The sequence below is a fragment of the Streptomyces sp. NPDC093097 genome (assembly GCF_044754325.1).
Taxonomy (GTDB): Bacteria; Actinomycetota; Actinomycetes; order Streptomycetales; family Streptomycetaceae; genus Streptomyces.
Genome location: NZ_JBIVOW010000012.1, coordinates 241,699 through 264,832, shown reverse-complemented (window position 1 = coordinate 264,832; position 23,134 = coordinate 241,699). Strand labels below are relative to the sequence as shown.

The following is a 23,134-nucleotide window of genomic DNA, read 5'->3' as shown; positions in this document are numbered from 1 at the left end:
GCCGCCGCCGCCGGCGGCTCCGCGCCGGGCGGGGCGCCGACGCGGCCCCCCCGCCGGGCCACCCGGGACCTCACGGCCCGGGGCGGACCCCCCCCGGCCCCGCCGGCGGCCGCCGCACGAGCGCGGCGGCCGCCGGCCGGAGGGCCTGTCCAAAACGGTCGATGTCGGTCACGCTGGAGGAGAGGGGGCGCCCTCCGGTCGTGCCGGGTCACCGCGGCGGAAGGAGCTCGCAGCCATGGCGACGCTCGCCGCGCAGTACCGCCCGGTCCGCGTGGAGGCGGAGCTTGACGAGCCGCTGTCGCGCTGGCTCTGGGCGGTGAAGTGGCTGCTGCTGTTCCCTCACCACATCCTGCTGACCGTGCTGGGCCTCGGCTTCCTGCTCGCCACCGTCCTGGCGCTCCCGGTGCTGCTCGTCACCGGCCGCTACCCGCGCGTGCTGTTCGGCTTCACCACCGGTGTGCTGCGCTGGGCGTGGCGGGTCGCCTTCTACGCGTACTGGGGGCTGGCCACCGACCGCTATCCGCCCTTCAGCCTGGGGGCGGTGCCGGACTATCCCGCCCGCCTGCACATCGACCGGCCGGAACGGCTGCCCCGCGGCCCGGCGCTGCTGGTGTCACGGCTGCGCGCGCTCCCGCAGCTCCTGCTGCTGGTGCTCTTCTTCCTCATGTTCCGGCTGGTGTGGTGGATCGGCGGGCTGTCGGCCTTCCTCGCGTTGGTCGTCGTGGTGGTCCTGATCTTCAGCACGCCCGCCGCGGGGCTGCTGCGGACCGGGCACTACCCGCGGCGCCAGTTCGCCAGTGTGGTCGCCTTCGACCGCTGGATGCTTCAGCTCCTGGCCTACCTCTTCTTCCTGACCGACGCCTGCCCGCCGCTGCAGCCGGAGGGCTCCCGCCGCCGCTCCCGCCGGCTACGGCACCGCCGGCCGCCCCGCAGTCGCGCCCCGGCGGTCACCGCTCATTGATCCGTGCGGCCACGCACGGGTCCTCGTTGCGGTAGCCGAGGCGGGTGTAGAGCCGGTCGGCGGGGGCGTTGTCGGCCAGCTGCCACAGGGTGCAGAAGCCGTAGCGGCGGACGGCGTACCGGGTCAGCCACGAGGTCAGTGCCGCACCGAGTCCCTGGCCGCGCTGGGCCGCGTCGGTGGCGACCGACGCCATCAGCGGGGCGCCGTTGTCCCGCAGGCTGCTCAGGGCGCCGCAGGCGAGCAGCCGGCCGTCCGTGTCGCGGATACCGGCCCACAGGCTCACGTCGGCGGAGCCGGGCCCGGTCGAGTACTCCGGGCTGTGCTCGGAGAGGAAGGCGAGCAGCTCGTCGTGGTGCGTCTCGTCGAGCGTGACCACCCGCTCCTCCGCCGGATGGACCGACGGCTCGTCGAGCGTCCACCGGAAGATCCAGGGGACCTGGTCGGTCACCGGCAGATGGCGGCCGAGCAGTTCCTCGGCGCCCCGCGGACCGGTGAACTCCCGGACGGTGTCGGGCAGTTGGTGGGCGGCGCGAAGGAGGAGACCGGCCGCCGCGGTCGGTTCGCCCACGCTCCAGACATGGCCGCGCGGCGCGTCGAGCCAGGCCACCGCGCCGTCGCCGGACCAGCTGATCCGGTCGGTCGGCCGCGGCCGCGCGGCGCCGAAACGCAGCAGCGCGGCGCCGGCCTGCTGCTCCAGGCCCTGGGTGAACAGGTCCGAGGTCCGGGGAAGAAGGGTCGTCGCCTGCATCGCTCTCTGGGGAAGGATTCGCTGGTGGGGGGAGGACGGATGGGCAGGTGGACGGGCCGGAATCGCGCAGGGCACGTCCGGGGCCGTCGTTCTGGGATGGGGGATATCAAGAAATCCGGCGGCCGCCACCGCGCACGGGCGATGCGCCCGGCCGACCGGAGGGCCCACTGTTGCACACCGCCCCCGGCCCGGGGCAAATCTGCTCCCCACAACCCCGTCGGGACTGCCCGGCACCCGCCCCCACCAGGCCGTTCGTACCGGCCGCGCGCCGTTCACGCGCGACCGACGACACATGGTGGGGCGGCGAAGGTCCCGGAGGACGCGGGACGATCGGCCCGGTCGGCTCCGGGCCGATCGTCCGCGGCGTCGTGATCAGGGACGTCCGGCGGTGACCGGGGCCCTGCCGCGGTCCTTGAGCTGCTGGTCGTAGAGGCTGGTGGGCCGGATCGGGGTGCCGGGGGACTGGAGCTGGCCGTCGCTGCCGCTTTGGAGGGTGCCGGTGCAGCCGATGCCCCAGTTGTGGGCGGTGGGCGGCTCCTGGACCGCATAGCTCCGGGTCGTGCAGTTGTAGGCGGTGCTGTTGGCATCCGACCAGCCGTGGCCGCCACCCCGGGTGCCGTTGTTCACCAGCAGCAGCGAGCCGTCCAGGCGCACGTCGTCATAGAGGGTGCCGCTGCCCCAGCGCTGGTGCCCGCCGGCGTCGTAGGTGTCCTTGACCAGGGTGGCGCGGCAGTCGCTGAAGACGTTCGGTCCGGCCTGGCGGCCGTAGGTGGTGAAGGCGTGCACCTTGGCGGCGGTGACCGCGCAGTCCTGGACGAGGTTCTGCTGGCCCTGGAGCAGATAGGCCTCGGAACGGGCCGAGCTGTCGGTGGTCAGCATGTCGAGGGCCTGGGTGTGCAGGACGGAGATGCGGCGGCTCTGCGGTCCGAGCGCGAGTTGGCCGCTGCCGCCGAAGTGGCGCCAGACCACGTGGGAGATCCAGGAGTCCTGGACGGCCTGGAACTCCCAGGGGGCCGCGTTGTAGAAGGAGCGGGCGTAATCGGGGGCCGAGGCCATGGCCTGGCCGTCCTCGGTGAGGTTCTCGACGCCGACGTGGTCGATGCGCGGGAACGTGTAGCGGTAGACGGTGGACTGTGTGTACTGCTTCTCCAGGGCGTTGGTCAGCGGCACGTCGAGGGTGATCTGGTTCCCGTGGACCGCGGTGATCCGGCGCTCGAAGCGCAGGCTCCAGTTCGGTGTGAAGATGCCGTGCATGCCGATGGCGTCGATCCATGCCTGGGTGGTGGGACGTTCGACGACGACCTCGTCCCCGGCGGACAGCCCGGCGGTGCCGGCGAGATGGAGGCTGGTGGCACCGGTGGGGACGTAGGCGTCGGTGACGCGCTGCGGGGTGCCGACGGTGGTGTACGAGGACTTGGTGCCGACCGTCAGCAATGTGCGGACGGTGGGGCGGTCCGCGACCAGCGTGGTCGCCGAGGGCGAGGCGCCGGAGCCGCGCAGGACCACTCCGCTCGCGGTGATGCGGAGCTGGCCGGCGAGGTGGTAAGTCCCGGGGGACAGCTGCACGGCGCCGCGGAAGCCGGCCTTGTCCAGGGGCAGCGCGGAGACCTTGTCGAGGGCCGTCTGGACGGTGGCGGTGGCGTCCCCGCCGGCGGGGGCGGGCACGGTCACCCGGGTCGGCACCTTCGGCAGTGCGACGCCGCCGCCCGCGTACCCGGCGTAGGAGTAGTCGGGGATGCGGTTCCCCTGGGCGTCGTGACCGTAGGTCAGGCGGCCGTGGGCCATGCCGAGCCAGGCGCCGCTCACCGGCCCCGACGCCGTCATCGGGCGCGCCGGACGGGCCCCCGCCGTGCTGCCCTGCGCCAGGCCGTGGCCGAGCACGGCGGCGGTCACGCCCGCCAGCACCGCGACCGCCGATGCATATCCATAGCGGCGCTTGCGCGACCGCCTCCCGACCTCAACCATGGGATGGCTCCTCGTCATTGACCCAAGGCCCGAGCGGAGGCTCGTGCACCGGTCAGGACGGGGGGCCGGTGGGGGGCGTTCCGGTCCGGGGGAATGTTGGCGAACCTTTGGCCGGGAGTTCGTTTTCGTCGTCCGGGCGGCCTGCCGCAGACCGCCGGCGGCACGGCGCGGCCCCGGCGGGGACCGCATCCCGCCGGGGCCGTGGTGCGAACGGCCGCGTCGGCTCAGGCCGACATCGGCCGCTGTGCCTTTATCGACTGGAGGAGCCCGATGGCGACCCATCCGGCGAACATCGACGACCCGCCGTAGCTGACGAACGGCAGCGGCAGACCGGTGACGGGCATGATGCCGAGGTTCATCCCGATGTTCTCGAAGGCCTGGAAGGCCAGCCAGCCGATGATGCCGGTCGCCACGACCGTGCCGTAGAGGTCGGAGCACTGCCGCGCGATGCGGCAGGCCCGCCACAGCACCACCCCGATGAGGGCGATGATCAGGCCCGCGCCGAGGAAGCCCAGTTCCTCCCCGGCGACCGAGAAGACGAAGTCGGTCTGCTGCTCGGGCACGAACTGGCCGTTGGTCTGGGCGCCGTGGAAGAGCCCGGAGCCGGTCAGTCCGCCTGCGCCGATCGCGATCCGTGCCTGGCTGGTGTTGTAGCCGACGCCCGAGGGGTCGAGCGCGGGGTCGGCGAAGGCCGCGAACCGGTTGATCTGGTACTGGTCCAGCAGATGGAACTGCCAGACCGCGAGCAGGCCGACCACGCCGGTCCCCAGCAGGCCCAGGATCCACCGCTTCGGCGCGCCCGCGGCCATCAGCATGCACAGCACGATCGCCGCGATGCCCAGCACCTGCCCCAGGTCCGGGGTGAGCATGATCAGCACCGCGGGGACCCCGCCCAGGGCGAGGGCCCGGACGATGCCCCGATGGTCCGGTCGGGCCAGGTCGCCGGCGTCCACCCGCGCGGTGAGCGCCACCGCCATCGCGACGATGATCCCGACCTTGACGAATTCGGCGGGCTGGACGGACATCCCGCCGCCGATCACGATCCACCGCCGGGAGCCGTTGATGGTCGCGCCGACCGGTGTCAGCACCAGCGCCACCAGCAGCACCGTCACGCCGTAGAGGAGGGCGGCGGTGTCGCGCAGACGCCGGTGGCCGTACCAGAGGGCCAACGCCCCCAGGGCGAGGCCGATGCCGGTGTTGAGGACGTGCCGCAGGACGAAGAAGTACGGGTCGCCCTGGTTGAGTTCCATCCGGCCGCGGGTGGCGGAGAAGACCAGCAGCGCACCGATCGCGGAGAGCGCGAAGGCCGCCCCGAACAGCACCCAGTCGAGCCGGCGGACCACGGACCCGCGGCCGAGGATGCGGCCCCAGACCGATTTGGCGCGCGTGGTCCCGCGCACGGGAATGCTGATGGCACTCACCTTGGCCTCCTGTCCGGACGCAGCCACGACAGCCAGACAGTACTCCGCAGATTTGCGCAACTACGAAAGCATGAGGTGTGTCGGTGCATTCGGTGGCGGCCGCGCGCGGTGGTGCGCCTCCCTGAACCCGGGGGCGCCGGGAGGTGCGATGTCCAACCTCCCTTCTCTGCCGTGGGGTTGGGGTGATCGTGGGCGCGGCGGGGACGGCGCTCCGGCCGTCGGGCGAGCGAAGCGGCTACGGGCCGACCTCGCGTCGGAACAGGGCCGTCCACAAGAACGGCTCCCCGAAGTACGAGGATTCCGGCGGTTCGTCGTGCATCCGGCGCAGGTCGACCTCGGTCAGGCCGGTGAACAGCGTGCGCAGTGACTCGGGGGTGTAGGCGAGACCGCCGTGCAGGCCGGAGCCGCGGTAGAAGTCGGCGTCCGGCAGCTCGGAGCCCATCGCCCCGGCCGCGAAGCAGGTCAGCCCGAAGAAGCCGCCGGGGGCCAGGGCCCGTTCGAGGAGGGCGAGGTAGCTGATGCGGCGGTGCGGCGGCAGATGGTGGAAGCAGCCGGAGTCGTAGATCAGGTCGTAGCGGCCGTCGAGGACGCCGCCGGGGTCGGTGGGGGCGGCGAAGGCGTTCCCGCAGTGGAAGCGGATCGCGGCCCCCGCCGCGCGGGCGCGCTCCTCGGCCCAGGCGACGGCGGCCGGTGAGAGGTCCACCGCGTCCACCTCGAAGCCCAGCGAGGCGAGGTACAGGGCGTTGCGGCCCGGACCGCAGCCCAGGTCCAGGGCGCGGCCGCCGGGGAGCAGGCCGCGGTCGTGGTACGAGACGAGGTTCTCGTCCGGCTTCGCCACGAAGAACGGCACCGACCGGTCGCGGGCCGCGTAGAACCCGTCCCACCAGGCGGCCCCGCCGGCCGTCCAGCGGTCCGCCTCCGGCGCGAACAGCCCGTCCAGCAGCCCGAGTACGTCCTCCACCGTCCGGATGTTCCGCGCCGGCTGCCGGCCGCTTTGCTCCGGCACCTCGGACTCGTTCGCCGCGCCCATCTGCTCTCCCCGTCCCCGCCGTTCGCCGTCGCCGACGAGGGTAGGGAAGTGCGGGGGACCTGCCCAGGTCGTCCCCGGTGCGCGAAGCGGCCCACCGCCTGTCTGACGGACCGCGCCCGGGTGATCGGCGTCCACCCTCGCCACCCCGGCCGGCGCCGTGCCCGTACCCCGCCGCAGCTCGTCACGGGGCCGATTCGGGCCCCGCCAGGGTCACTTTCTCGGCGCGTGCCCGCGCCGGTGGGCGGCGGCGGGCGGATGCCGGACCGCCGCCGCGGGCGGCCCCGGCCCGAGGCGGAAGGCCCGCCCCGGAGCTCACGCCCCGGGCACCACTTCCACCGAACCGATGTACTCCTGCGTCTCCTCGTCCGGCAGCCGCACCGCCTGCGCCCAGAAGTAGATGACGAGGCTGAACGCGGCGATCAGCCCGATGTCCCACCACAGGGGAAGGGCGTCGGTGGCGCCGCAGGACACCTTGGACGCCGGGCCGGTGCTGCAGAAGCCGCCCTGCCAGGAGATGACGCCCATGCCCAGCAGGTACGCCGGCAGCCACTGCGCGTGCCGCCAGTCCAGGTGCGGGGCCTTGGGGTTGAGGCGGAGCAGCGCCGAGCCGCCGAGCAGCAGATAGCCGAGGACGATCGCCACGCCGAGGCGCCACAGGGTGTCCCAACCCGCCCAGTAGATGATCAAGTTGGCGATGACGAAGGCCAGCGGGGCCCAGAAGAGTCCACCGGGCAGCCGGTAGGGGCGCGGCCGGTGCGGATCCTGTTTTCGCAGGCAGCCGAAGGCGAGCGGGGCGCCGGCGTACATCAGCACGCTCGCCGAGGTCACGAAGCCGACCAGCTTCTGCCAGGTGGGGAACGGCAGGAAGACCAGGAGCCCGACGGCGAAGGCGACCAGCAGGCCGAACCACGGCACCCCGCGCCCGGTGGTGCGCTCGAAGACCGCCGGGACGTAGCCGTTGCGGGAGAGCCCGTAGGAGACCCGGGAGGTGGCCGTCACGTAGATCAGGCCCGTTCCGGACGGCGAGATGACCGCGTCGATGTAGAGGAGCGTGGCCAGCCAGCCCAGGCCGATGGAGGTGGCGAGGCCGGCGAACGGGCCGGCCTTGCCGCTGAACGTCAGGTTCGCCCAGCCGCCGTGGGCGAACGCGGTGTGCGGCAGCGCCCCGATGAACACCACCTGGAGCGCGAGGTAGATCAGCACGCCGATGAGGATCGAGCCGATGACCGCCCGCGGGATGTCCCGGGCCGGATCGCGGCTCTCGCCCGCCAACTGGTCCGCCTGCTCGAAGCCGAGCAGGGCGAAGATGATGCCGCTGGTGCTGATCGCGGAGAGCACGCCCTTGGCGCCGAACGGTGCGAAGCCCTGGTGGCCGAAGTTGTGCCGGTGGAAGACCGCGGCCCCCATCACGACGATGGTCAGGACCGGGACGGCGATCTTCCACCAGGTCGCCACGCTGTTGGTGTGGGCCAGCCATCTGATGCCGAAGAAGTTGACGACGACGAAGAACGCCATGAAGGCGACGGCGAGCCCGTAGCCGGCCGGGGTCAGATGGTTCTTGCCGGTCTGCACCCAGGGGGCGTGCACGCTCAGGTAGTTCAGCGACGCCATGACCTCGATCGGCGCCACGGTGACCGCCTGGAGCCAGGAGAACCAGCCGAAGGACGCGCCGGCCGCGCTGCCGAACGCGTAGTGCGGGAAGCGCGCGGTGCCGCCCGCGACCGGGTACATGGCCCCCAGCTCGGCGTGGACGAACGCCAGGATGACGATGGCGACGGCCCCGATGCCCCAGGAGATCAGCGCCGCGGTGCCCGCCGCCTGCGCCGCGAACAGCGCCCCGAACAGCCATCCGGACCCGATGATCGACCCCTCGGAGGTCCAGATCAGCCCGACCAGCCCGATCTCGCGTTTCAGTCCGGGGTTCCTGGGGGCGGCCGGTGCGAGTGGCTTGCGCATCTCCATGGGACGTGCCCCCGTTCTGCTGCGATGGGTGCGGCAGGTGACAACGAGCCCGATGTGGGCTGACGTACCTTTTGCCCCAATAGTTCAGGACGGGGACGGGGGAGAAGGGCACGCCGCGCCGGGAACGCGGCCGCCCCCGGCGCGGTCACCTCACGGCTTGACCGCGTGCAGCACGCGCAGCCCCCGCGGCCCGGCCTCGTCGTGCCGGACCTCCAGGCCGGCGGCGCGGCACTGGTCGGCCACCCACCGCGCGGCCAGCCGCAGCTTGGGGTAGCTGCTGGTGCGCAGCTCCCAGCCGGTCGCCGAGCGGGTGTGCAGCAGATCGTTGACCAGCACCGTGTCGTCGTCGAGGTATTCCAGGAAGCAGGTCAGCAGGCGGTCCTCCGTGCTGCGGACCGGCAGGAAGCGCTCGGTGCCGGGCAGTTCCGCCGTCAGGTCGCGGTAGGTGGCGACGAAGTGTCCGCCGGGGCGGAGCGCGCGGGCGACATCGTGGAGCAGTGCGGTGACGTCCCCCTTGGCGGGCAGGTGCGGCAGGGTGTCGCCCATGCACACCACGGCCGCGACCGACGCCGGGTCCGCCGCCTCGGGAAGGGCGCCGCGGATGTCCCGGCACAGGGGGCGGATCGCGTCCGGGGCGCCACCGGTGCGTGCGTGGGCCGCGGTGAGTTCGGCCAGGAGGGCGTCGCTGGTGTCCACGGCGATGACCGGGGCGAAGCCGAGGCGGGTCAGCGCCAGGGTCTGCGTACCGGGACCGGAGCCGAGGTCGACGGCGACGGCGCCCGCCGGGTCGGCCGCGGGGTCCGCGTGGACGTCCAGGTCCCGCAGGAGCGCGAGTTGGCCGGAGGCCGCGGCCTGGAGGTCGCCGCCCAGCATCCAGGTGTAGTGCGCGGCGAGCAGGCGTGCGTAGTGCTGCGCGGCAGCCGTCATCGGGGATTCCTTTCGGGGGTGCGGTGTGTGCTCTCCACGGCCGACTCGCCGGTGCGCACCCACGCCGCGAGGTCGGCGAGGTAGACATTGGCCATCGAGGTGTCCAGGGCCGAGCCGAGGGCGGCCCGGTAGGTGGGGGTCGCCTCCGCGTACCGCTGCCGGCCGGTCTCGGTGATGCCGGCGGCGACCGCCCGTCCGTCACCGGGGGCGGCGGTCCGCCGGGCCAGTCCCTGGGCCTCCAGCCGGCCGACCAGGCGGGTGACGGTGCTGTCCTTCAGCCCGATCCGGTCGGCGAGTTCGCCCATCCGCAGCGCCGGGCCGCTGTCGGGGCGGCTGAGCGCGCACAGCGCCCGGTACTCCGAGAGCGGCAGGCCGTGGCGGCGCTGCAACGTCTCGTCCAGGTGTTTCTCCACCCGGCCCAGCAACCGCACCGCCATGCACCAGCGTTCGTCCTCCGCGTCGCCGGCGGGCGCGACGGAGCGGCCCTCCGATATCGCCTCATGTTCGATCACGGCCGTAACATAACTGCTTGCTCAAGCAATGAACAGGGGGCGTGGGGGTGGAGTTGGCCGGGCAAGGGACGGGGCCGTCCGGTCCTCCGGAAGCCCCGGCCGCCTCAGCTGCCTTACGGGGCGGGGGACTTGACCCTCGTGGGCGCCTCTACTGCTCCTCTTCCGGGAGGCCCAGGACGACCCCGCGTCCGGCGTACACCCGGTCCAGGGTCCGCCAGTCGACAGGGGCGAACTCCTGGGACCGGCCGGGGAATCCGGAGGGGTTGTGGATCACCACGTGGTCCGGGGTGACGCCGACGGCCAGGACCAGGTGGCCGCCGCGGTGCGGCGGTTCGGGGTCGGCGTCCCGGATGGCGGGGTGGACGGAGAGCAGCACGAGACGGCCGGCGCCGATCAGGGCGGGGAGTTCCTCCCGGGGGAGTTCGGGGCGGGACTCGGCGAGCAGGCCCAGGTGGCGTTCCACGTAGGTGGCGAACGGTGCGTAGACCAGACCGTGCAGGCCGTCCTCGTGGCGTACATAGGCGCCGGCGTCCAGGCAGGCGGTGGCCAGGGCCATGGCGGTGGGGACCGGGCGCCGCCAGTAGGCCAGCGCCATCCGCAGGCAGGCCATCCCGCACAGCCGCCAGGACCACCAGGCGTATTCCTCCGGGCTCTTGGCCCCGTACTCCGGCCAGCGGGGGTCCTCGGCGGCCGGGACGGTGCCGGCGATGATCGCGGGGACGAGTTCGGGGGAGGCCCACTGGGAGTGGTACGGGACGGGGTGGATCAGGGTGCGGAGGGCGGGGTCGGTGGCCATGCTGAAGGGTACGACGGGGCGTCGCGCCGAGGCGGGGCGGGCGTGCGGCGGGCCCCCGCCGGCACCGGGCGGGGGCGGTGCACGTCGCGGCGGGATCGGGCGGGGACGGCGTACCGCGCCGTGCCGGTGGCCGGCGGCACGGGCCGCTTCCCCGGCCGGCCCGGGGTCCCCCGCCCGCCGGCGTGCGGTCATGCGGTGTGCGGCGGCTCCCAGACCGAGGCGTCGTGGGCGAAGTACACCCGGCGCGGATCGAACGCGGCGAGCCGGTCGAGCCAGGGCCGGTGGTCCGGCAGCGGCGGCGCCACGCCGTCGCGGGCCGCCCGGCGGGCCAGGTCGTCACCGGAGTAGTGCGAGGCGAAGTCGTGGGCCTGGCCGGCCAGTACCACCGTGCCGTCGGGGCCGCGCAGCACCAGCGACTGGTGCCCGTCGGTGTGGCCGGGCGTCGGAACGACCCAGGCGCCGGGCCAGATCTCGGCCTCACCGGTGAGTTCCTCGTAGGTCGCCCCGGGGAAGTCGATCAGTTCGTCGAAGGTGTAGTCGCCCCGGCGCGCGGTGGCCAGCTCCATCTGCTGCACCACGATGGGCGTGCCGGCCAGCAGCGGATTGCCGCCGCAGTGATCGAAGTGCAGATGGCAGTTGACGACGAGCGAGACGTCCGTGAGGGAGGTGCCGACGGCGGCCAACGCGGCCTGGAGGGACCGGCGTTGCGGGCGGTAGTGGGCTTCGGTCTCCGGGTCCGCGGCGCCGATGCCGGTGTCGAAGAGGAGCCGTCCCCGGTCGTGTTCCACGAGGTAGGCCAGGGCCGGCTCCACGCGGGGCTGCGGGCCGCCGGCCTCCGAGGCCGGCCGGATGAAGTACCCCAGGTCGAGGCGGTGCACCGCCAGGTGTTTCGAGGTCGTCTGCATGCCCTCATCGTCACCGAGCCGGCTGGCCGCCGCAGCCGCTTTGGTGCCCGCGCCCCGCGCGCCGGCTCCCGCCGACGTGCCGGGACCCCTCAGGTCGTCCCGACGCAGAGCACGTCGAGCCGGTGCGCCGCCGGAGCGGCGATCTCCAACTCCGGCCGCCACACGGCGAGGATCTGCGCCGACGGCGTGAACAGCGGGCCCGGCAGCGCGGTCGGGTGGTGCCACTCCCAGGCGCCGACCAGCTCCGGCTCCGCCGCGTACGGCGTCCCCCGGTAGCGGGTGACGAGCGCCGCCATCGTGATGCGGTGCAGACCGTCGAGGTCGTCGTGCAGCATCGTGAAGACCCGGACGTCGTCCGGCTCGGCGTGCAGTCCCGTCTCCTCGTGCAGTTCCCGGGCCGCGGCGGACCGCACGCCCTCGCCCGGATCGACCTTGCCACCGGGCAGTTCCCATGTCCCGGCCCGGTGCCGCCCGAGCAGGACCCGTCCGTCCGCGTCCAGCACGATCACGCCGACGCCGAACAAGGCCTGTGCCTTCGACGGCGCGTCCCCACGCTGCCGGCTGGTCACCGTGTCTGTCCCCATGCCCGTTCCGCTGTCCATCGCGTCCCTCTCTCGGCTCCGTGAAGCGGCCCGCCCCGAGCCCGGGCCGGGGTCCACCTTCTCCCATAGGGGCAGGTCACCTCCACTGATCCGGCCGAACTCGGCCGGTCCGGCCACCGTCCGGCGACTCCCGGCGGCCGGGCGGGACGTTCCGTCGACCGCCGCGGTGCCGTGCGCCCGGTCCTTATACTCGCCCCGTTTCGCGGCGGAACGACGGACGCCCGAAGGCTCCACAAAGGAGTGAATGCCCGAGTGCCGAATCGTTTTGCCTGGTGATGCTCTCCGGGTGTTGACCAAAGACTGGTGGCGCCGCGCAGCCACGACAACAGCCCTGATCGCCACGGCAGTTCTCCCGGCCTCCTCCTCCACCGCCATAGCCGATCCCGCTCCGCACCCCGCACCGGCCGCGCACACGCGGCCCGTCGGGACGGCCGTCGATGCCGGGCCGCTGAAGCTCCCGGAACCGCCGCCCGTCGGCGTGGTGCGCACCGAACTCGCCGGCCTGCACGTCGCGCCGCCCCATTCGATGAACGGCTACAGCCGCGCGAAGTTCCCGCACTGGATCAAGCAGCACGGGGAGTGCGACACCCGTGAAGTCGTCCTCGCCCGGGACGGCGAGGACGTCAAACAGGACGAGAAGTGCCGGGCGATCTCCGGTACGTGGTTCAGCGAGTACGACGCGAAGGTCCTGACGCAGGCCAAGCAGCTCGACATCGACCACGTGGTGCCGCTGGCCAACGCCTGGCGTTCCGGCGCCGACCAGTGGACCACCCCCGAGCGCCGGACGTTCGCCAACGACCTCGTCCACTCCCAGCTGATCGCGGTGTCGGCCCCGTCCAACCGGCAGAAGGGCGACAAGTCCCCGGACAAGTGGGCCCCGCCGCGGCATGCCTACTGGTGCACCTACGCCCGTGCCTGGACGGACGTCAAACACGTCTACCACCTGAACGTCACCGAGCCGGAGAAAGTGAAACTCCGCGAGATGCTGGACACCTGCGAGCAGTGACCACCTCCGATCGCCATGTGCTCACCGACCGGATCACGGCCGGCCCCGGTGGTGCGATGACGGTGCAGGCCGGTGTCATCGCCGGTGATCTGACCGTCACCACGACCGATCTGGGCGACGGCACGGCCGATGTCGTCATCCACTACACCGGCGCCGAGGACCGCTACGACCTCGAAGGCGGCCCGGTCCGCATCCCCCCGGCGGGCATCGCCGCGCTCCATCGGGCGGTGCTCGACGCGGTGCGCGTCGGCGGTGCCGCGCAGGTGCCCGGCACCGCTCCGCGCCCCTGATCCCCTGCCCCCTACGGGAGTTCGGCCCGCCGGCCGTTCCCTTGGAGCCCCGTGCCGTTCGCGGTGCGGGGCTCGGGCGGCATCGCGGCGCGTTCGTGCTCCACGTCCCCAGGGACACCGGCCGCCACGGACCGCGGCCCTCCCTTCGCATCAGCGAAGTAGATCGACCGCGGTCCGCTCGATCGCTCTCCCGGTGACGTCCCGGTGCCCGAAGTTGCCCGCTGGGGGCGGGAGTTCGGGGTGCTCGTCGCTCCCGTCAGCCTGTGAAGCGGCGGACGTACCGCTTCTGCCAGGGGGTTTCCACGGCGTGGCGGTCGTAGTGGCGGCGGACGAACTCCACCGCGCCGTCGGCCGGGACGCCGTCGAGGACGGCGAGGCAGGCCAGTGCCGTCCCGGTCCGTCCGCGGCCGCCGCCGCAGGCGAGCTCGACGCGCTCCTCCGCGGCCCGCTCCCATGCCGTGCGGAACGCGCGGCGCGCCTCCTCGCGATCGCTCGGCAGTCGGAAGTCCGGCCAGCGCAACCATCGTGATTCCCAGGGGACTTCGGACGGCGGCCGACCCACCAGATAGACGCCGTAGGTGGGCGTGGGGCCGTCGGGGAGCGGGTGGCGCAGACCGCGGCCGCGGACGAGACGGCCGGAGGGCAGCCGCAGGACCCCGGGGTCGGTGGAGTTCCAGCTCTCGGTCATCCGTCCACCCTAGGCGGGACGGTGGGGAGTTGGCGGGAAAAGGGGCGAGGGGGGCTGCTCCGCCCTTGGCGCGCCGGCTGACGGGCCGCGGCGCCACGTCGCCCGTTCCCGCAGTGACGCGCTCGGACGGTGGTCCGAGACCTGGGCCCGCCGCGGCGCCGGAGTCCTTCCGGTGCCGCGGCGGGCCACCCGGCACGGTGCCGGGGCCGTGCCGCGACGCCGTGGGCGCGCGGGATGCGGCCTCGATGCCGGCCCGGCAAACCGCATATCGCCCATTTCCGCGGCGAGTTCACGGTGGTAACCGCCCCCAGAAGGATTACAGCTGATGTCTCCTAAGGACCCTGGACCGGTCCCCTGCGCCAGGACCGGTTGCCCCAACGAGGTGGAGAGCGGGTCCGGCCCCGGCCGGCGCCGCAAGTACTGCAGCGACGCCTGCGGCCGGGCCGTCCGCAAGATCCGCAGTTCGCGGCGGACCCCCGACGCCAAGGCCCACGACGAGGACGCCCTCCAGATCGCCGACGACATGGCCTGCCGGATGGCCGTGCTGCGGACCCGGATACGCGACGGTGACGCACTTGCCGGTCTCCGCCAGGCCGTTGAGCTCAAGCGCGATCTGGAGTGCGTCACCGCCGCCATGGTGCAGCAGGCCCGGGACCGCGGCCACCGGGGCGCGGCCATCGCCGACGCCCTGCACATCACGGTGGACAAGATCGGCCGGGCGTACACCAGGGAGCGGATAGGCCGGAAGTTGACCCAGCGCCGCGAGCGGCGGGCGGCCGTCCTCGCGGCCGCCCCGGCGGTGCCGCTGCCCGTCCGGCCGGAGCAACTGGCCGCCCCGGCCCGCCAGGACCCGTCGATACCCGCCCGGACGGACGGCGAACGGCGTCGGATCACCGCCGTCCGCAACGCCCCGCAGCGCCGGGGGTGTGCCGAGGGTGAGGGCGGCGAAGAGGGGGGAAGAGTGGGCGGCGAGGTCGCCGTACCGGACAGCGGTCCGCCGCGCCAGGAGCCGGGCGCCGCGCTCGCCTCGGCGCTGTCCCACCTCCAGCGCTCGGGCGACAAGACCCTGCGGGCCCTGGCGGACGAGGCGCGGGTGAGCGCCTCGTACGTCTCCCGGATCCTCTCGGGTGAGCGCAGCCCCTCCTGGACGGTCACCCGCCGGATGGTGCGCGCCTGCGGCGGTGACCCGGAGGCCGTGCGCCCCCTGTGGGACGCCGCCCACGGACGGCGGCTCGCCCGGGCCGGTAGCCTGCACGCCGCGCTGCGCGGGCTCTACCTGTCGGCGGCCTGCCCGGACCCCGTGGACATCTGCACCTCCAGTGGAAACGCCGTCACGGAAAGGGAGTTCACGGGGCTGCTGTACGGCTCCCTGGTGCCGGACTGGGAGACCGTCGGCACGGTCGTCGGCGTGCTGCACGGCCGCCCGGACGACATCCGTCCGCTCTGGGACCACGCGCGGTTCGCCCAACTCGCGCCGCACACCTGCGGGTTGGTGGCCGAGCGCCGTACCCCGCGCGCCGAGGCCTTCGGATGACGGCGGCCCCGGCCCACGCACCGGTCCGGCCCGTGGTGCCCGCGGCGCGGCCGGCGGTCACCCTGCCGCCCGCCTTCGAGGCCTTCTACGCCCTGCACTGCGCGCGCTACCTCGGCTACGCCCTGGCCCATGTCGCGGAGCCGTGGGCCTCCCGCGCCGTGGGCGAGGCCATGGGGGAGGTCGCCATCCGGTGGGCCGACATCGTGCGCTGCCCCAACCCGGCCGCCTGTGCCTGGGCCCTGGTGCGTACCCGCATCCGGCGGCGGAGCGGGGGTCCCGGGGGCGGTGTGGAGGGCGCCGTGTCACGTCACCCGAGCCGGTCGGGGTTACGCCGATCCGCGCTGAGATACGACGCGTTCGTCCTGCACGAGGTGCTCGGCCACTCGCTGGAGGACACCGCAGAGGCGATGGGGGAGGAGATCAGCCGGGTGCGTTGCGCCCTGGGTGCGGGACGCGGCCGGGTGCGGGCGGAGACCGCGGGGCGCTCGGCCGCGGACCGTCTTCCGGGGGTTGGCGGCAATACCCCGCACGGGTGAGCCGGTCTGTTCGAGTGGTGATCGGCGGCCGCGCGGCAGGGCAGGCGCGGTCTGTCGCGCACAGGGGAACGTGTGTTCATCGCCTGCCCCTGGATTAGCCGTTACGGGGACCCGGGCGGGCCGTTCTTTAGGTCACCTGTACCCCTCGTGCGCCGGGACGGAGAACGGGGGAGTGCCGCGTCCGCGTCGGAACGCGGACCGGTTCCGTTCGAATCCTCCCCGGCGGCCGATCCGGGTGCGGCGCGCGGTTGACACCGCGGGAGGCGGGGCGGTGCCCGTCCTTTCGGGCCGGACCTCCCCGCCGCGCCGTGCCGGTGGCGCGCACGAGCCGATGACCGTCGAAGGGATGGCAGAGCCATGCGGAGCAAGCGAGTGGGGGCCGTTGACCGCCTACGGCAGGAGAAACCCCGGCCGGATACCGGTGAACAGCCGGACGGCGTGGAGGAGTTGCAGTTCGTCGACCGGACCGGCAGCCGGGAGCGGGCCGGGCGGCAGATCCGGCTGGTCGACATGGCGCGGCGGCTGCCGCAACTGGTGCGCCGGTCGGTCGCGTTGGCCTGGCGCATCGACCGCTGGGCGGCGCTGGGACTGCTGCTCTGCCAGGCCGCCTCGGGCGCGATGCAGGCACTGGGGCTGCTGGCGGTCAGCGGGACGCTCACCGCGCTGCTGTCCGGCGGGGACATCTACGGCCGGCTGCTCGGGGCCTGGCCGTCGGTGGCCCTGCTGGCGGCCGCGGCCGGGGCGCGGGCCGGGCTCGGGATCGTGGTGACGTGGCTGTCGTCCCGGCTCGGGCCGCAGATGTCCCGGGAGGCCGAACTCCGGCTGCTCCAGGCCGTCACCGAGGTCGAGCTGACCGCCTACGACGCGCCCGGATTCACCCACCGCAGGGAGGCGGCCGACCGGGGAGCCGAGATCGCCCAGGACCTGGTGGCGGAGGGGCAGGACCTGATCGCCTCGGTCGCCTCGCTGGCGGCCGGCGCGGGCGTGCTCGCCGCGCTGCACCCCGCCCTGCTGCCGCTGTTGCTGCTGGCCAGTCTGCCGCAGGCGGTGGCGCAGGTCGGGGCGGCCCGGGTGCGGTACCTGGCCCGGCTGCGGGCCGGCGGCGACTACCGGCTGCTGTCGATCCTGCGCTGGCATGTCTGCGACCGGTACGCCGCGGACCAGATCCGGGCCGGCACCATGGCCGGCTTCCTGGTCGGGCGCTACCGCCAGATCACCGAGCGCATCAACCGCGCCGACCGGCGCGCGGCCGACACCGGGGCGCGGATGTCCGCACTGGGCGCGGTCTGCGGCGGGCTGGCCTCGACGGCGGTGTGGGCGGCGGTGGTGTGGCTGCTGGCCACCGGGCGGATGAGCGTCGGGCACGCCGGCACCGCGGTGTTCGCGTTGCAGGCGGTCGGGACGGCGTTGCGCGGGCTGGTCGCCGGCGGCGCCCGCATCATGCGCACCGGGCTCTACATGGACGACTGGGCGGACTTCCTGGAGGAGGCCGGCGGCTTCCGGATGCGCCGCGGCACCGCCGTCCCCGAGGCGCCGCGCGAGATCCGCGTGCAGGACCTCGTCTTCCGGTACGAGGAGGCGGCCCAGGACGCGCTGCGGGGCGTGTCGTTCACCCTGCGCCGCGGTGAGGTCATCGCCCTGGTCGGCTACAACGGCAGCGGCAAGACCACGCTCGCCAAGCTGTTGAGCGGGCTCTACCTGCCGACCACCGGGGCGGTCGCCTGGGACGGCGTCCCCACCGGGGACCTCGATCCGCACGCCATGTGGTCGCAGGTCGCCCTCGTGCCCCAGGACTACGCGCGCTGGCCGCTGACCGCCCGGGAGAACATCACCCTGGGCCGGCCCACCGAGGGCGGTGACGCCGACATCCACGCCGCCTGTGCGCGCTCGGGCGCCGACGAGGTGCTGGCCGAACTGCGGTCCGGGCTCGACACCGTGCTGGCCCGCGACTGGCTCGGCGGGCAGGAGCTCTCCGGCGGGCAGTGGCAGCGGATCGCTCTCACCCGGGCGTTCCACCGGCCGGCCGGACTGCTCGTCCTGGACGAGCCGACCTCCGCGCTCGACCCGCTCGGCGAGCACCGCATCTTCGCCGGCCTGCGGGAGATCGCACAGACCCGTGCGGTGGTCCTGATCACCCACCGGCTGACCAACGTGGCGGTGGCCGACCGCATCCTCGTCCTCGACCAGGGCCGGATCGTCCAGCAGGGCACCTTCCCCGAACTGGTCGCGCAACCGGGGCTGTTCCGGGAGCTGTGGGCCTACCAGCACACGCGGGAGGCGCACCGGCCCGAGGGGAGCGGACCGGTGGCCACCGAGGTGGTCCCGCCGGGTCCGCGGGACGCCGCGGGTGCGACGCCCGGGCCCGCGGTGACCAGTGCCGTGGCGCTGCTCGTCAACGACCGGGGGCAGTACCTCCTCCACCTCCGGGACGCGCACAAGGAGATCCACGACCCCGGCACCTGGTCGCTGCCCGGCGGTGCCCCCGAGCCGGGCGAGAGCGCGCACCAGGCCGTCACCCGCGAACTGCGCGAGGAGACCGGGCTGGTGGTGCCCGACCTCGCCCCGTTCGCACTGCTCCGGTGCACCGGCCCGGACGGCACCGTCCACGGGCACATCCAGGTGTTCCTCGGGCACTGGAACGGTGACGCGGCCGCGCTGCCACTCACCGAAGGGGTGCTGCTCCACTGGTTCGACGCCGGGACGGTGCCCCGGCTGACGATGTGCGACTGGGCGGCGGCGGTCCTGCGCCGGCACCAGGACGAGGTGTGCGGGGCGGTCGAGGGCGTCCGCAGCTGAGGGAGCGGGCCCGGGCCGCGGTGCGGGCGGTCCGGGCCCGGCTCTCCGCGGACTGCCGACGGGTGGTCGGGGTTCGGTTCCGGCTCTCCGCGGACTGCCGACGGGTGGTTGGCAGGGCGGCTCCGAAGGTCCCAGTCACCCTGCGGAGTGGTTTGTGCCGCGGATCGTCGCGCGCGTGGTTGGGCGGCTCGCCGACGGATGAGCGTACTGGCGTCACCACGCCAAGTTCCGCGGGTCCAGGGCCCGTTGGGGACGGAGGAACCTCGTGGCTACGTACAACACCGAGATCGAAACCGGCGGTGGGGGCTGGCAGCAGGACCAGCCGCTGTCGCTGAGCATCCGCAATCGCGACGACGTCGTGCCGGAGAACGGCACGCCGGCCGAGGGGACCTCGGTGACCTGGAGCGGCGATGCCGGAAAAGGCTCGGTGACCTTCTTCGACGGCGGCAACAGCTTCCAGGGCACGGCCCAGTTCCCGAACGAGGGGCCCGTCGGCTACCGGGGGACGCTGGCCGAATGACCGACGGCACCCGGCGAGTCGGGTGCCGCGGCGCTGACGTCACGAGGAGCGGTGCGGACACGAGGAGCGGTGCCGAACGCGCTGTTCGGCACCGCCCTCACCCAGTCAACGGCCGGGAGCTCGACGAAGCTCCCGGCTCTTTCGTGCGGGCGACCGGTCAGGCCCCGGCCCGCACGTCAGCGGCAATCCGGGTGGCCCCAACCGTTCGGGCCCTTGGCGACCTGCGTACCGGCCTCGTAGGAGCCGCGGCAACCACCGCAGCGCCCCGCGTACTTGGCCTTGATGGTGCCGCCGCCACCGCCACCGCCACCGGTCCGGGTGCGGCGCGGGGACGTGGCGGGCTTACCGGACCCGCCTGCGGGCCGCACCATCGCCTCGGCGCGCGGGGCCGGGACGGTCTGGGCGCCGTGGGACGTTCCGGCGGCCTGCTGGGAGACCGCCACGTCGCTGGCCGCCTGGTCGGCGATGGCGTTCAGCGGGTCCCCGTCCACCTGGTGCGCCGGGACGTACCGGAACTCCACCTCGCGGCCGGCCAGCAGCGCGTCGATCCGCACCACCAGCTCCCGGTTGGCGACCGGCTTCTTGGACGCCGTCATCCAGCCGTTCCGCTTCCAGCCGGCGATCCACTTGGTCACGGCGTTCATCGCGTACTGGGAGTCCATCCGGACCTCCAGCGGCAGTGCCGGGTCAGTGGCTTCCAGGAGTTCGGCCAGGGCGGTCAGCTCGGCGACGTTGTTGGTCGCCGTCCCCAAGGGGCCGGCCTCCCAGCGGGTGGGGTTCTGGTCGGCGTCGGCGGTGACCCAGGCCCAGGCGGCCCGCCCGGGATTCCCTTTGCTGGCCCCGTCACAGGCAGCGATGATGCGATCGGACATCCCTCGATCATGCCATCTCCGAGCGGGTCGCCTCACGCGCGTGGGGCCGGGCGACGGCGGCCACCTCGGTCACGGCGGACCTGCGCCCGGGCGGACGGTGCGGGGGACCGCCCGCCCCAGTGGCCCGCCCGTGCGGTTCGGCCGTGCGGTCCGGCCGTCAGGCCACGGCGCCCTCGGTCCAGGCGCGGGCCAGGATCGTGTCCACCGTCTCCGCGACGGTCTGCCGCGAGGTGTCCAGCCACAGCCCGAGGTCGCGGGGCGTCTGCGTGCGCAGCAGGACGTCCAGGTCCTCTACGGACCAGTCCGGCCCGTATGCGGTCTTGGGGCGGCCCGCCTCGCGCGCCGCGACCGCTTCCGGATCGGGCAGCAGGGCGACGACGGCGAGCGGACGGGTCGCGATGTCGGCGGCCATCTGGGCGAGGTGCTCGCCCAGGAGGATGTCCTGGACGAGCACGGTGAAGCCGGCCCGGGCGTACTCGTCCGCGCACCGGGCCGTCAGTCGGTGCCGCAACCGCAGCTGGGCGAGGGCCTCCTCACCCGCGTCCGGGGTCATGCCGACCTGCCCCCGGACGATGTTCCGCCGGAAGCCGTCGCCGCGCAGGTGCACGGAGCGGGGCAGGCGCTCGGCGAGGGCCTGGGCGACCGTGGACTTGCCGGCGGCCTGGATGCCGGTGATCACCACAACTCCCGGTTCCCGCCAGGCGCGTTGGGGTGCGTTCGGGGCGGGGGCGGGATCGGGTGCTTGCGTGGTCATGGTGCCCATTGTGGTGGCGGTCGTCCGCCGGTTCCCCTGGTTTTCCGACGCCACGGCGGCGCCTGCGAACCCGCGCTCCGACCCCGGCCGTCCCGCCCGCCGCAGGGCTCGTATGCTCCCTGTTGTCGGGTCCGGAAGCTGACCACCTTCGAAGGGAGGGCGGCGGCCCATGACGACCACCACCTTCTACCAGGACCGCTGGATCACCTGCACCGAGGACGGGGTGCGGATCCGCGGCTACTACTTCCCGTGGGGCACCAAGACCATCCCGTACACCGCGATCCGTTCGGTGCGGCGGGTGGAGATGGGGATGCTGACCGGGCAGGGCCGTATCTGGGGCACCGGGCACCCGCGGTACTGGGCGAGCCTGGACCCGGGGCGGATGTCCAAGTCCACCGCGCTCATCCTCGATCTCGGCCGCTTCGTCCGGCCGTTCCTCACCCCCGACGACCCGGACGCGATGGCGGCGGTGCTCCGCGCGCGGATGCCGCCGGGCGCGGGGGAGGGCGACGACGGCCGGCGGTAGCCAGGCGCCGGTCCCGTCGCCCGCAGCCGGGGTGATCCCTCAACGGCCTTTGTGGGGTGCGGCATTGGGGGCGGCGGTCTGCCGGCGCGCGTCCGTGGGCCGATCAGGGTGCGGGGGCGGGCTGGTCGGCGCGGGTGAGTTCGCGGCGCAGGCGCAGGAAGGGGCGGGGGCGGTCGAGGGCGAGGACGGCGGTGGTGCGGCCGTCGCGTTCGTAGCGGGCGAGGAAGCTGCGGTCGTCCGGGGAGCCCTCGACGATGCGGGGGACGTCGCCGGGTCGGCGTTCGCCGGCGAACTGGATGCGGACGCCGTACTGGTCGGACCAGAAGTAGGGGACGGCGCGGTGGGTGCGGGCGGTGCGGCCGGCGAGGAGGTTGTGGACGGCGGTGCCGGCCTGTTCGGTGGCGCTGGTCCAGTGTTCGGCGCGGGCGCCGGCCACCTGGGCGACGTCGCCGGCGGCCACGACGGTGGGGATCGGGGTGGCGCAGCCGGCGTCGCAGCGGACGCCGTCGCCGAGCGGTAGGCCGGAGCCTTCGAGCCAGTCGGTGCGGGGGCGGACGCCGATGCCGGTGACGACGACGTCGGCGGGCAGGAGGCGGCCGTCGGAGAGTTCCACGGCGGTGATCCGGCCGTCCGCGCCCGCGCCGTGCAGGGCCTGGACGCCGGTGCCGGTGAGCAGGGTGACGCCGTGGTCGCCGTGCAGACGCGCGCACAACCCGGCCATGGTGCGGCCGAGTTGGGGGACGAGCGGGAGCGGGGCGGCCTCGACGACGGTGACCTGGTGGCCGAGGGTGGCGCATGAGGAGGCGACCTCGGCGCCGATGAAGCCGCCGCCGATGACCACGATCCGGGCCGGGCCGCCGCGGGTCAGGTCGGTGCGCAGCGCCCGGGCGTCGTCGAGGGTGCGCAGGGTGTGGGTGCCGGTGGGTGCGGGGCCGGGGAGGCGGCGCGGGGTGGCGCCGGTGGCCAGGACGACGCCGTCGGTGGTGAGGGTGCGGCCGGTGTCGAGATGGACCGCGCGGTGGCGGGGGTCCAGACCGGTGGCGCGGGTGCCCAGGAGCCATTCCGCGTCGAGTGCGGTGAGCTCTTCGGGGTCGGTGAGGGCGAGCGGGGCGCGGGTGGCGGGGTCCTGGTCGGTGTCGTCCGCGGCGGCGGGCGCGGTGAGGAACTCCTTGGAGAGCGGCGGGCGGTCGTAGGGGAGGTGGGGTTCGGCGCCGACGAGCGTCAGGCGGCCGTCGTAGCCCTGGGCGCGCAGGGCGCGGGCGGCGTACAGCCCGGCCAGGGAGGCTCCGACGACGGTGACCGACCTCATGCGGCGGTGCCTTCCCCGGCGGTGAGGTGGACGTAGACCACGCCGTCCTCGACCGACACGGGGTGGGTGCGGACGGGGCGGCGGGCGGGCAGGCAGGTCGGTGCTCCGGTACGGAGATCGAATGAAGCGGCGTGCAGCGGGCATTCGACCAGACACCCTTCCAGCCAGCCGTCCGCGAGTGAGGCGTCCTGGTGGGTGCAGGTGTCGTCGATGGCGTAGAGCTCTCCGTCGGCGTTGAAGACGGCGATCGGAGGTGCGGTGTCGAGGCGAACGGACTCGCCGACGGGCAGGTCGGCGAGGTGGCAGACGGGTATCACGCTGGGCCCCCCTGTTACTGTTCGGTTTCGTTGAGTTTCGTAATCCGCACGACAGAGCGTTATGCGCAACAGAATCCAGCCGGGGGCTTGGCGCGTCAAGCGGTCTCCGGGAAGGGCCGGCCCGATCGGGCCGCTGGACGGTGGCAGCGAGCTGGGT

Annotated in this window: 23 protein-coding genes and 1 pseudogene; 9 read left to right on the top strand and 15 right to left on the bottom strand. The window is 73.8% G+C overall.

Annotation, left to right across the window (positions count from 1 at the left end; translation table 11 throughout):
- The first annotated feature begins 235 nt into the window (after nucleotides 1-235).
- Nucleotides 236-961: a DUF4389 domain-containing protein gene (locus tag ACIQE0_RS22040; protein ID WP_402334718.1), complete on the top strand. Its 726-nt coding sequence runs from the start codon at nucleotides 236-238 to the stop codon at nucleotides 959-961.
- On the opposite strand, the gene ACIQE0_RS22035 is transcribed toward ACIQE0_RS22040, so the two are convergent.
- The 10 genes from ACIQE0_RS22035 to ACIQE0_RS21990 form a co-directional block, all read right to left on the bottom strand.
- Nucleotides 948-1,709, bottom strand: coding sequence for a GNAT family N-acetyltransferase (locus tag ACIQE0_RS22035; RefSeq protein WP_402334715.1), 762 nt, complete (start codon nucleotides 1,707-1,709; stop codon nucleotides 948-950). The genes ACIQE0_RS22040 and ACIQE0_RS22035 overlap by 14 nt on opposite strands.
- Before the next feature lie 372 nt (nucleotides 1,710-2,081).
- Complete coding sequence (locus ACIQE0_RS22030) at nucleotides 2,082-3,674, bottom strand: peptidoglycan-binding protein (RefSeq protein WP_402334712.1); 1,593 nt, start codon at nucleotides 3,672-3,674, stop codon at nucleotides 2,082-2,084.
- Between the two features lie 224 nt (nucleotides 3,675-3,898).
- On the bottom strand, nucleotides 3,899-5,095 hold the full coding sequence (rodA, locus tag ACIQE0_RS22025) for a rod shape-determining protein RodA (RefSeq protein WP_366330535.1): 1,197 nt from the start codon (nucleotides 5,093-5,095) through the stop codon (nucleotides 3,899-3,901).
- 235 nt (nucleotides 5,096-5,330) lie between these two features.
- Nucleotides 5,331-6,125 carry a class I SAM-dependent methyltransferase gene (locus tag ACIQE0_RS22020; RefSeq protein WP_402334709.1) on the bottom strand — a complete coding sequence of 265 codons (795 nt, stop codon included), beginning with the start codon at nucleotides 6,123-6,125 and terminating at the stop codon, nucleotides 5,331-5,333.
- Between the two features lie 312 nt (nucleotides 6,126-6,437).
- Nucleotides 6,438-8,087, bottom strand: a complete 1,650-nt coding sequence (locus ACIQE0_RS22015; RefSeq protein WP_384091255.1) for an APC family permease — start codon at nucleotides 8,085-8,087, stop codon at nucleotides 6,438-6,440.
- Nucleotides 8,088-8,237: 150 nt separating this feature from the next.
- A complete protein-coding gene (locus ACIQE0_RS22010; protein WP_402334706.1) occupies nucleotides 8,238-9,014 on the bottom strand; it encodes a methyltransferase domain-containing protein in 777 nt (258 codons plus the stop codon).
- Entirely contained in the window at nucleotides 9,011-9,526 is a 516-nt protein-coding gene (locus ACIQE0_RS22005; protein WP_402334703.1) for a MarR family winged helix-turn-helix transcriptional regulator, read from the bottom strand. The genes ACIQE0_RS22010 and ACIQE0_RS22005 overlap by 4 nt, the downstream gene beginning before the upstream one ends.
- A gap of 148 nt (nucleotides 9,527-9,674) precedes the next feature.
- Complete coding sequence (locus ACIQE0_RS22000; RefSeq protein WP_402334700.1) at nucleotides 9,675-10,322, bottom strand: C39 family peptidase; 648 nt, start codon at nucleotides 10,320-10,322, stop codon at nucleotides 9,675-9,677.
- A 188-nt stretch (nucleotides 10,323-10,510) separates the two neighbouring features.
- Nucleotides 10,511-11,227, bottom strand: coding sequence for an N-acyl homoserine lactonase family protein (locus ACIQE0_RS21995; RefSeq protein ID WP_366330529.1), 717 nt, complete (start codon nucleotides 11,225-11,227; stop codon nucleotides 10,511-10,513).
- 89 nt (nucleotides 11,228-11,316) lie between these two features.
- A complete protein-coding gene (locus ACIQE0_RS21990; protein WP_402334696.1) occupies nucleotides 11,317-11,811 on the bottom strand; it encodes an NUDIX hydrolase in 495 nt (164 codons plus the stop codon).
- 307 nt (nucleotides 11,812-12,118) lie between these two features.
- Here ACIQE0_RS21990 and ACIQE0_RS21985 point away from each other — a divergent pair, with 307 nt between their 5' ends.
- Both ACIQE0_RS21985 and ACIQE0_RS21980 read left to right on the top strand, forming a co-directional pair.
- On the top strand, nucleotides 12,119-12,835 hold the full coding sequence (locus tag ACIQE0_RS21985; protein WP_402334767.1) for an HNH endonuclease family protein: 717 nt from the start codon (nucleotides 12,119-12,121) through the stop codon (nucleotides 12,833-12,835).
- Entirely contained in the window at nucleotides 12,832-13,125 is a 294-nt protein-coding gene (locus tag ACIQE0_RS21980; RefSeq protein WP_366330527.1) for a hypothetical protein, read from the top strand. Before ACIQE0_RS21985 ends, ACIQE0_RS21980 begins: the two co-directional genes overlap by 4 nt.
- Before the next feature lie 256 nt (nucleotides 13,126-13,381).
- On the opposite strand, the gene ACIQE0_RS21975 is transcribed toward ACIQE0_RS21980, so the two are convergent.
- A complete protein-coding gene (locus ACIQE0_RS21975; RefSeq protein ID WP_402334693.1) occupies nucleotides 13,382-13,813 on the bottom strand; it encodes a protein phosphatase in 432 nt (143 codons plus the stop codon).
- 325 nt (nucleotides 13,814-14,138) lie between these two features.
- Here ACIQE0_RS21975 and ACIQE0_RS21970 point away from each other — a divergent pair, with 325 nt between their 5' ends.
- The 5 genes and pseudogenes from ACIQE0_RS21970 (at nucleotide 14,139) to ACIQE0_RS21950 (ending at nucleotide 19,199) form a co-directional block, all read left to right on the top strand.
- Entirely contained in the window at nucleotides 14,139-15,347 is a 1,209-nt protein-coding gene (locus ACIQE0_RS21970) for a helix-turn-helix domain-containing protein (RefSeq protein ID WP_402334690.1), read from the top strand.
- Complete coding sequence (locus ACIQE0_RS21965; RefSeq protein WP_402334687.1) at nucleotides 15,344-15,883, top strand: hypothetical protein; 540 nt, start codon at nucleotides 15,344-15,346, stop codon at nucleotides 15,881-15,883. The genes ACIQE0_RS21970 and ACIQE0_RS21965 overlap by 4 nt, the downstream gene beginning before the upstream one ends.
- A gap of 447 nt (nucleotides 15,884-16,330) precedes the next feature.
- Nucleotides 16,331-18,181, top strand: a pseudogene (locus ACIQE0_RS21960) (ABC transporter ATP-binding protein); the annotation flags it as partial.
- Nucleotides 18,182-18,187: 6 nt separating this feature from the next.
- On the top strand, nucleotides 18,188-18,679 hold the full coding sequence (locus tag ACIQE0_RS21955; RefSeq protein WP_402334765.1) for an NUDIX domain-containing protein: 492 nt from the start codon (nucleotides 18,188-18,190) through the stop codon (nucleotides 18,677-18,679).
- 265 nt (nucleotides 18,680-18,944) lie between these two features.
- The gene (locus ACIQE0_RS21950; RefSeq protein WP_366330523.1) at nucleotides 18,945-19,199 is read left to right on the top strand and encodes a hypothetical protein; all 255 of its coding nucleotides are present in this window, start codon (nucleotides 18,945-18,947) and stop codon (nucleotides 19,197-19,199) included.
- Between the two features lie 176 nt (nucleotides 19,200-19,375).
- On the opposite strand, the gene ACIQE0_RS21945 is transcribed toward ACIQE0_RS21950, so the two are convergent.
- A complete protein-coding gene (locus ACIQE0_RS21945) occupies nucleotides 19,376-20,071 on the bottom strand; it encodes a ribonuclease H (RefSeq protein WP_402334683.1) in 696 nt (231 codons plus the stop codon).
- Between the two features lie 157 nt (nucleotides 20,072-20,228).
- Nucleotides 20,229-20,825, bottom strand: coding sequence for an AAA family ATPase (locus tag ACIQE0_RS21940; RefSeq protein ID WP_402334680.1), 597 nt, complete (start codon nucleotides 20,823-20,825; stop codon nucleotides 20,229-20,231).
- A gap of 169 nt (nucleotides 20,826-20,994) precedes the next feature.
- On the opposite strand from ACIQE0_RS21940, the gene ACIQE0_RS21935 reads away from it, so the two are divergent.
- A complete protein-coding gene (locus ACIQE0_RS21935) occupies nucleotides 20,995-21,351 on the top strand; it encodes a hypothetical protein (protein ID WP_402334677.1) in 357 nt (118 codons plus the stop codon).
- Nucleotides 21,352-21,454: 103 nt separating this feature from the next.
- Here the strand turns inward: ACIQE0_RS21935 and ACIQE0_RS21930 are convergent, their stop codons facing one another.
- On the bottom strand, nucleotides 21,455-22,660 hold the full coding sequence (locus ACIQE0_RS21930) for an NAD(P)/FAD-dependent oxidoreductase (RefSeq protein WP_402334674.1): 1,206 nt from the start codon (nucleotides 22,658-22,660) through the stop codon (nucleotides 21,455-21,457).
- Nucleotides 22,657-22,977: a bifunctional 3-phenylpropionate/cinnamic acid dioxygenase ferredoxin subunit gene (locus tag ACIQE0_RS21925; RefSeq protein ID WP_366330519.1), complete on the bottom strand. Its 321-nt coding sequence runs from the start codon at nucleotides 22,975-22,977 to the stop codon at nucleotides 22,657-22,659. The genes ACIQE0_RS21930 and ACIQE0_RS21925 overlap by 4 nt, the downstream gene beginning before the upstream one ends.
- Between the last annotated feature and the right edge of the window lie 157 nt (nucleotides 22,978-23,134).